Source organism: Streptomyces sp. SID5464, from assembly GCF_009862985.1.
In the GTDB taxonomy this organism is placed as follows: Bacteria; Actinomycetota; Actinomycetes; order Streptomycetales; family Streptomycetaceae; genus Streptomyces; species Streptomyces chartreusis_D.
Map to the genome: position 1 here is coordinate 634,195 of NZ_WWIQ01000022.1, position 7,803 is coordinate 641,997.

Annotated in this window: 9 protein-coding genes; 4 read left to right on the forward strand and 5 right to left on the reverse strand. The window is 71.2% G+C overall.

Annotation, left to right across the window (positions count from 1 at the left end; all coding sequences use genetic code 11):
- The first annotated feature begins 14 nt into the window (after positions 1–14).
- A complete protein-coding gene (locus GTY47_RS18440; protein WP_010032978.1) occupies positions 15–782 on the forward strand; it encodes a TetR/AcrR family transcriptional regulator in 768 nt (255 codons plus the stop codon).
- A 14-nt stretch (positions 783–796) separates the two neighbouring features.
- Here the strand turns inward: GTY47_RS18440 and GTY47_RS18445 are convergent, their stop codons facing one another.
- Both GTY47_RS18445 and GTY47_RS18450 read right to left on the reverse strand, forming a co-directional pair.
- A complete protein-coding gene (locus GTY47_RS18445) occupies positions 797–1,267 on the reverse strand; it encodes a PPOX class F420-dependent oxidoreductase (RefSeq protein WP_010032979.1) in 471 nt (156 codons plus the stop codon).
- A gap of 10 nt (positions 1,268–1,277) precedes the next feature.
- Positions 1,278–1,631: an STAS domain-containing protein gene (locus tag GTY47_RS18450; RefSeq protein WP_050810138.1), complete on the reverse strand. Its 354-nt coding sequence runs from the start codon at positions 1,629–1,631 to the stop codon at positions 1,278–1,280.
- 216 nt (positions 1,632–1,847) lie between these two features.
- Between GTY47_RS18450 and GTY47_RS18455 the strand changes: the two genes are divergently transcribed.
- Positions 1,848–2,570 carry an ANTAR domain-containing protein gene (locus GTY47_RS18455; protein ID WP_050810139.1) on the forward strand — a complete coding sequence of 241 codons (723 nt, stop codon included), beginning with the start codon at positions 1,848–1,850 and terminating at the stop codon, positions 2,568–2,570.
- A 57-nt stretch (positions 2,571–2,627) separates the two neighbouring features.
- Positions 2,628–3,329, forward strand: coding sequence for a GAF and ANTAR domain-containing protein (locus GTY47_RS18460; protein ID WP_010032982.1), 702 nt, complete (start codon positions 2,628–2,630; stop codon positions 3,327–3,329).
- On the opposite strand, the gene GTY47_RS18465 is transcribed toward GTY47_RS18460, so the two are convergent.
- The 3 genes from GTY47_RS18465 to GTY47_RS18475 all read right to left on the reverse strand — a co-directional run bounded on the left by GTY47_RS18465 (position 3,312) and on the right by GTY47_RS18475 (position 7,273).
- The gene (locus GTY47_RS18465) at positions 3,312–4,133 is read right to left on the reverse strand and encodes a YceI family protein (protein ID WP_010032985.1); all 822 of its coding nucleotides are present in this window, start codon (positions 4,131–4,133) and stop codon (positions 3,312–3,314) included. The genes GTY47_RS18460 and GTY47_RS18465 overlap by 18 nt on opposite strands.
- Positions 4,134–4,221: 88 nt before the next feature.
- The gene (locus tag GTY47_RS18470) at positions 4,222–6,771 is read right to left on the reverse strand and encodes an MFS transporter (RefSeq protein ID WP_086012451.1); all 2,550 of its coding nucleotides are present in this window, start codon (positions 6,769–6,771) and stop codon (positions 4,222–4,224) included.
- 13 nt (positions 6,772–6,784) lie between these two features.
- On the reverse strand, positions 6,785–7,273 hold the full coding sequence (locus GTY47_RS18475; RefSeq protein WP_010032988.1) for a MarR family transcriptional regulator: 489 nt from the start codon (positions 7,271–7,273) through the stop codon (positions 6,785–6,787).
- Positions 7,274–7,488: 215 nt separating this feature from the next.
- Here GTY47_RS18475 and GTY47_RS18480 point away from each other — a divergent pair, with 215 nt between their 5' ends.
- Positions 7,489–7,683: a hypothetical protein gene (locus GTY47_RS18480; protein WP_010032989.1), complete on the forward strand. Its 195-nt coding sequence runs from the start codon at positions 7,489–7,491 to the stop codon at positions 7,681–7,683.
- The last annotated feature ends 120 nt before the right edge of the window (positions 7,684–7,803 follow it).

Consider the following 7,803-nt stretch of genomic DNA (forward strand, 5'->3'; position numbering starts at 1 on the left):
GAGGAAGGTGCGCCATGGCGAAAGCGGCTCGGGAGAGTCAGCCGCGGTCCAGCGTCTGGCTGGAGAGCAAGGCGCACCGGCGGCGCGGTGGAGGTCAGCCCTCGGGGCTGGACCGCGCGCGCATCATCGAGGTCAGCGTCCGGCTGCTCGACGCCGAGGGGCTGGCCAGGTTCTCGATGCGGCGGCTGGCCGGCGCGCTGAACGTCACCGCGATGTCCGTCTACTGGTACGTCGACACCAAGGACGACCTGCTCGAACTCGCCCTGGACGAGGTCATGGGCGAGATGCGGCTGCCCGATCCGGACGCCGACGAGGACTGGCGCGACCAGGTGCGGGCCCTCGCGTGGGAGTACCGGACGCTGCTGGTGCGGCACCCCTGGGTGTCCGCGCTGGTCGGCGTCTTCCTCAACATCGGCCCCAACAACCTGGCCTTCTCCCGGGCCGTACAGCGCGTGGTCCGCAGGACCGGGCTGCCCGCGAAACGCCTGACGAGCACGATCTCGGCCGTCTTCCAGTTCGTCTACGGCTACGGCACGCTGGAGGGCCATCTCTCCGCCCGCGCCAAGGCCGGCGGCATGACCGTGGACGAGTACTTCCAGCAGGCCCTGAGCACCGTGACCGCGGCCCCGCAGGCCGCCGACGTCATCAAGGAGTCCCAGGAGATCATGGCGGCGCGCGGCGGCGACACCGTCGCCGAGATGCTGGAGCGCGACTTCGAGTACGCGCTGGAACTGCTGATCGCGGGCATCGAGGCGATGGTCGCCCGGGAGCGAGAAGCCTGAGCGGGAGTTCCCCCCTACCCCCCCTCGACCAGCCGTGCCGGGAACCCGCCGGTCGCCACCGGCCCCCACCGCTCCGGGGTGATCCGGATGATCGACTTGCCCTGCTTGAGCATGGCCGCGCGGTACTCGTCCCAGTCGGGGTGCTCCCCGGCGATGTTTCGGTAGTACTCCACGAGCGGTTCGACGGAGTCGGGGGTGTCGACGACCTCGGCCGTGCCGTCGATCTGGACCCAGGGGCCGTTCCAGTCGTCGCTGAGGACGAGCAGGCTCACCCGGGGGTCCCGCTTGGCGTTGCGGGTCTTCGCCCGCTCCGGGTACGTCGAGACCACGATCCGGCCGGAGTCGTCGACCCCGCAGGTCAGCGGCGAGCCCTGGGGGCCGCCGTCGGACCGCCGGGTCAGCAGGATCGCGTGGTGCCGGGGGCGTACGAAGTCGAGCAACTCGTCGAGGGAGACGCGGGTGTTCGTCGCGATGTTCGGTGCCATGCCAGGCAGCCTACGACGCCATGGCCTCGGTGAGGTTGTCGTACACGGGCACGTCCCGGCGCAGGCCGGTCAGCTCCAGTACGCGGCTCGTGACACCGTCCGGCCGTGCCACCAGACGCATCCGGGCCCCGGGGCGCAGCCGGTGGCGCACGTCGTTGATGAGGCGGATGCCCTGGGAGTCCATGAAGCGGGTCGCGGTGAGGTCGAGGACGAGCACCTCCAGCCGGTCACCATGGGCCCGGGTCTCGGACACGATGAGCGGAAGCAGCTGCTCCGCGTTGCAGAAGTCGATCTCCGCGGGCATGGTGAAGTGGACGCGGCCTGGCAGACCGCGCGGTTGGGTGGGATTCGGGAGGAAAGTCACAGCACTCACCTGGCAGACGTTCGTCCGGACTCCGGTAAGGCCGCTTCCTGACCCTCAGGCCCATTCCACCATGCCGGGGCGCGGCCACGGAAGCGCCTGGGGCGGCCGTCGGCCGGACGTCACCTGGATGCAACCGAGCAGCTAGAGTGCTGTCCGTCCTGTGCTCGCAGTCGGGAATGTGCTGCGGAGCTCTCCTGCGCACGGCCATGGTCGTGCATGCCGAAGAGGTTCGTGGTGGCTGCGTCCGAGTTTCCTGATTTGCCCCGTTTTCCGGTCGGCTTCGAGCTGGCCGAGGCCCTGACGGTGGCGTCTCAGCAACTGCACGAGACACCCACCCCGCACAACACGCTGCGCACGGCGGTCCGGCTGGCCGTGCACATCATGCCCGGGGCCGAGCACGCCGGCATCTCCGAGATCGAGCGCGGCAACAAGTTCCGCACGCTCGCCTGGACCGACGACGTCGTGCGCTCCGCCGAGGCCCGGCACGGCGGCCGTGAACCGCACGGGCACTGGGAGCAGTTGTGGCACAGCCCGGTGGCGCGGATAACGGACAGCGAGGCCGACGACGGCTGGGACGTGCTGTCGGCCCTCGGACTGCGCTCGGCGCTGTCGCTGCGGCTGCGCGCCGACCGCCGCCGGCTGACCGTGCTCACGGCCTATGCGCGCAAACCGGGCGCCTTCGACGAGGACGCGACGCGCATCGGCCGGCTGTTCACCGCGCACGTCAGCATCGCCCTGGACTCCGCCACCGTGCGCGAGCAGCTCACCGAGGCCATGCACACCCGGGACCTGATCGGCCAGGCCACCGGCATCCTCATGGAGCGCCAGGGCATCGACGCGGCCGCGGCCTTCGAGAGCCTGGTGCGGGCCTCCCAGCGGGAGAACGTCAAACTGCGCGATCTGGCCCGCAAGATCGTCAGCGCTCACAACTCCACGTGAGCCGCTGAGAGTCAGGGCGGGGGCGTTAAGGGACGCCGACGGGATACCCGTACGTTCATGAGCTCCGAGACGTCCGACACGCTGGACCAGGCGATGGTGCGCAGCAGCGGTCTCGACACCCTGCTGCGCGATCTGACCGACCGCGCGGTTCAGGAGGTGCCGGGCGCCGCCGCGTGCAGCATCACGGTGAGTCGTGGCGGTCGGCTGCTCACCCTGGCCGGCAGCGACGGCCTGCCCAGCGGCCTGGACCAGCGGCAGTACGAGAACGGCTCGGGTCCCTGCGTCGACGCCGCCGAGACCGGCACCGAGCAGTACGCGCCGGACCTGGCCACGGAGTCCCGCTGGCCGGCGTACACGCGGTACGCGCTCTCCGCGGGCGTCCACTGCGCACTGGCCGTGCCGGTCGCCGTGGAGGGCGGGACGGGCGCCGCGATCAACCTCTACGGCGTGCGGCCCGGAGTGCTGGACGCGGGCCGGCACGCCGCCCGTGTGTTCGCCGCACGGGCGGGGGACGCGATCGACGTGGCGCTGCGCATCGAGCACCGGCGCCAGTCGGCGGCCGACGTGCGCACCGCGCTGCTCTCCCGCAGCGTCATCGACCAGGCGATCGGCATCCTCATGGCCCGGGAGCGGATCGACGCCCGGGACGCGCTGGAGCGGCTGCGCCGCGCCTCGCAGCACCGGAACGTCAAACTGCGCGACCTGTGCGACCAGTTGGTGGCGAAGGTCTCCGGCCCGGCCTCAGACAGCCGGAAGTGACTCGCCCTGCACGGCCTGGATGTCCAGCTCCACCTTGAGCGTCGTGCCGATGGCGGCGATGCCGGCCTGGAGGACCTGGTTGTAGTTCATCGCGAAGTCCTCGCGGTGCAGTTCGGTCGTGGCGCGGAACGCCGCACGGGTGCCGCCCCACGGGTCCGGGCCCGTGCCGAGGTAGGCCAGGTCCAGGTCGACCGGACGTACGACGCCGTGCATCCCCAGCTCGCCGTGCACGGTCCACCGGTCGGACCCGGTCGCCGTGAGCCCCGTCGAACGGTAGGTGATCTCGGGGAACCGCTCGACGTCCAGGAAGTCCGGCGACTTCAGGTGCCCGTCGCGCATGCCGTTGCCGGTGTCGATGGACGCGGCCCGGATCACCGCCTCCACACGCGACTTGGTGACGTCGTCCGGGGCGATCTCGATCGAGCCGGAGAACTCCGTGAACCGGCCGTGCACGCTGGAGATGCCCAGGTGCTGTGCCACGGCGGCCACGCTGGAGTGCACCGGGTCGACGGTCCACGGCCCCGGCGGCGGCAGCTCGGTGCCGCCCTGCCGTGCCAGCGTCACCGTGCCGACCTCGGCCCGGCCGCTCGCCGTGACGATCACACTGGAGGCCGCGGGCGCGTAGCCGACGGCGGTGACGATGACGGTGTACGCCCCCGGCTCCAGCGGCGTCGCGTCCCGGACGGCGCCCTCCGCGTCGGCCTCGGCACGCAGCGCCTGCGCACCGGTCATGTCGGCCACGGTGACGACCGCGTGCGACACGGCCCAACCGTCCCGGGTACGGATCCTCGCGGTCAGTCCCATCTCAGGTAACTCCTCGGAATGAAACCGGCCCGTGGCAGGGGCGCACCTCCGCTCGGAGCGCGCCCGCCGCCACGGGCCGGGGCTTGTCCTACTCGCCGGGGTGGGCGAGTTCGATGTCGTGGGCGTCGGTGCCGCGGCCCGTGACCGTCAGGGCGGTGGCCACCGGCGGGTAGCCCGTGGCGATGACGGTGTACTCGCCGCCGTCCAGGTCGGTGAAGGCGTACGCCCCGTCCGAACCGGTCGTGGCCGAGCCGACGACGTTGCCCGCCTGATCGACCAGCGTCACCCGGGCATCGGCCAGCGGGCCGTGCGGGGCGCGGACGACACCCTGGACGCGGGCGCCCGAGTCCAGGTCGATCTCGACCCGGGTGATGCCGGTGCCGCCCACCTCGACGGGCAGGGCGCGCGGCCGGTACCCGGCGGCGTTGACCGCGACGGTCACCGCCCCGGGCACCAGCTCGGCGAAGGAGAACTCGCCCTGCTCACCGGTCGCCTGGGTGGCCAGCAGGTCGCCGCGCACATCGGTGACGATCACCATCGCGTCCTTGACCGGCTGCCCGCCGTCGGCGGCCCGCACCAGGCCGGTCAGGCCGCTGGTGCCGCTGAGCAGGATGTCGTAGGCGACCGGCTCGCCGTTCACCACGACCGTGGACGCCTGCGGCTGGTAGCCGTCGGCGGAGGCGATCAGGACGTACGACCCGGCGCCCGGCGCGTCGAGGCCGTAGGAGCCGTCGGCCTGCGCCACCGACCGGCCCAGCTGACGCCCGGCCAGCGAGATCAGCGTGACGGCGGCCTGCGGCACCGGGGTGCTCTCGTTGCCGCGGACGAAGCCGCGGACCGGCACACCGTTCCCACCGGAAGCGGGCTCCTCGGCCCGGGCCACCGTGGCGACGGCGGCGAGCCGCTGCGTGCCCTCGGGCCCGGTGCCGTCGGCGGCCTCGGTGTCCGCCACGGCCCAGCTCGGCACGGCCTTCTCCGCGACGGGGGCCTCGGCGGCCGACTCGGCGGGAGCCTCCGCGCGGGCGTCGGCGTCCGCCGCCGCCTGTGCCAGCCCACCCTTCGTCTTCAACGGGACCTCCTTGATGAACAGCGACACCAGCAGCGCGAGCAGCGCCAACGGAGCCGAGTAGAGGAACACGTCCGCGACACCGTGGCCGTAGGCGCTCTCCACGACGGTGCGGATCGGCGCGGGCATCGCACCGAGGTCGGGGATGTTGCCCTCGCCCGTGCCGGCGTGGCCGAGGGCCGCGCCCTGGGCGCCGAGACCGGCGAGGCCGTCCTTGACGTAGTCGGTGATCTTGTTGCCCAGGACCGCGCCCAGCGCCGAGACGCCCACGGCACCGCCCAGGGACCGGAAGAAGGTCACCGTGGAACTGGCGGCACCCAGGTCGCCCGGCTCCACCTGGTTCTGCGTGCAGAGCACCAGGTTCTGCATCATCATGCCGATGCCGAGGCCCATCAGCGCCATGAAGATCGCTATGTGCCAGTACTCGGTGTCGTACCGGATCGTGCTCAGCAGGCCGAGCCCGGCCGTCACCAGCACACCGCCGCCGAGCAGCCAGCCCTTCCAGCGCCCGGTCCGGGTGATGACCTGGCCGGAGACGGTGGAGGAGACGAACAGGCCCGCGATCATCGGGATGGTCATGACGCCGGACATCGTCGGCGACTTGTCCCGCGCCAGCTGGAAGTACTGGCTGAAGAACACGGTCCCCGAGAACATCGCGACACCGACGAACAGCGAGGCCACGGAGGCCAGCGTGATGGTGCGGTTGCGGAACAGCCGCAGCGGGATGATCGGCTCGCTCGCCTTCGCCTCGATCAGGACGAACAGCGCCAGCAGCACGACCGAGCCGCCGACCATCGCGTACGTCTGCCACGACAGCCAGTCGTACTTGTCGCCGGCGAAGGTCACCCAGACCAGCAGCAGGCAGACGGCCGCGGTGATGAAGAAGGCGCCGGCCCAGTCGACCTTGACCTTCCGCTTCACCACGGGCAGGTGCAGGGTCTTCTGGAGCACGATCAGGGCGATCACGGCGAAGGGCACGCCGACGTAGAAGCACCAGCGCCAGCCGAGCCAGTCGGTGTCGGTGATGACACCGCCGACCAGCGGACCGCCGACCATGGCCGTGGCGAAGACGGCACCCAGGTAGCCGTTGTACCGTCCGCGCTCACGCGGCGAGATCATCGCCGCCATGATGATCTGGGCCAGTGCGGACAGACCGCCCATGCCGATGCCCTGGACCGCGCGGAACGTGATGAGCATGCCGGGGTTCTGCGACATGCCGGCCGCCGCAGACCCCAGGACGAAGACGACCAGGGCGAGCTGGATCAGCAGCTTCTTGGAGAACAGGTCGGCGAGCTTGCCCCACAGCGGCGTCGACGCGGTCATGGTCAGCAGGGACGCGGTCACGACCCAGGTGTAGGCGCTCTGGCCGCCGCCGAGGTCGCCGATGATCCGGGGCAGGGCGTTGGAGACGATCGTCGACGACAGGATCGCGACGAACATGCCGAGCAGGAGACCGGTGAGGGCCTCCATGATCTGCCGGTGCGTCATCGGAGCGCCGCCGCCGGAGGGGCCGTGGGAGCCTCCCCCGTGCTTGGCATGAGCCCGCACACCGGCTGGTGTGGTCGTTGCCATGGGCTTCCTTTTCTTACGTGCTTGCGGGTGTACGGGTGGTCTGTTCGACAGCGGGTGGTGCCGCCCGGGTCGCGGGCCGGCAGTCGAAGCTCTCCCTCAGCCGGGCCATCAGGTCGGTGAGCCGGCCGACGTCCTCGTCGGTCCAGTCGCTCAGGCGCTCGGCGAGGACCTCGGTGGTCCGCCGGGACAGCTCGTCGAGCTGTGCGTGGCCCGCGGGCGTGAGGCGCAGGATCCGGGAGCGCTTGTCCGCGGGGTCGGGGGAGCGTTCGATCCAGCCGCGCGCCACGACGTGCGCGACATGGCGGCTGGTGACCGACATGTCCACCGCGAGCAGCTCCGCGAGCTTGCTCATGCGCATGTCGCCGTGGCGCCCGAGGACGGTCAGGACGGCCGCCGACCCGCCGGGGCAGTCGGCCGGCATGATCCGGCCGAGCTCCCGCTTCACGGCGCCGAAGGCACTGAACTGGCGGACCAGCTCTTCGTACTGCGCCCTCTCGGCCATGACACCTCCCGCTTTCGTTGCTTTGGGCAACCATAGGAGCTGTTGGTTGCTGCAGGCAAATAAAAGTGGTGAGGAAGGTATAAAAACTTGGCAAAGGCAAGTATTGCGGTAGTAAATGTGCAGGTCGTGAGGCCGGGGGGAGGGGGCGGCTGGGACTGAACGGAATGCCAACCCCCACTTGGGGAGCCCCGGCGTTTTCGCTAGGGTCTCGGGCCATGGCTAACAACCAGGCCCCGCAGGGCAATCACGACCCCGCCGGCAGCACCCAGATGTTCCGCGCGTTCGTCGACGAGGCGCCGCAGGGGCGGCAGGCCGCGCCGACGAGTGGCGGGCCGCGTATCGGTCTCATCCTCGGCGTCGTCATCGCCGTCGCGGTGGTCGCGGCGGTGGCTTGGCTGGCCCTGGGGTGACGTCGGAAGCGCGCCAGCTTTCCTGAGCTCGGCGTTGCGGGGCGCTCGGCGTTGTCGCTGAGGCGCGGTGGGTCCGCAACCCGGCGGTACGGGGTGCCGCTGCGCCCACCCGTGCCGCCC